General features: G+C 35.2%; 1 protein-coding gene. It reads left to right on the top strand.

Annotated features, from left to right (window positions below):
• The coding region (locus tag SB679_RS24225) for a hypothetical protein (protein ID WP_410704798.1) at nt 1-273 on the top strand (273 nt) is incomplete at both ends.

Raw genomic sequence — 273 nt, 5'->3', positions numbered from 1 at the left:
GAAGACCAAGATGATTGAAAAGTTGGTCATCCAGGAGCCTCAAATAGATGAAAAACAGTTTCAAAATTCTTTTTTAGAGCGTATTGATAAAAAGGTATGGCTCAATGTGAGTCCCGGTTATATTGATCCTAAAAATTACACCCATCATACAGAGATAGGAATTAGGGAACGAAAAATAGAATGTACCATTAATATTCCTTATCGTGAATATAAAAGGGAAGCCACACAAACTGTAATAAACGAAGTAGAAACCACGATAGGCTACGCTTCAAA

This window comes from Chryseobacterium sp. SIMBA_029, assembly GCF_046535275.1.
Taxonomy (GTDB): Bacteria; Bacteroidota; Bacteroidia; order Flavobacteriales; family Weeksellaceae; genus Chryseobacterium.
This window is presented reverse-complemented; position numbering and strand designations above follow the sequence as displayed.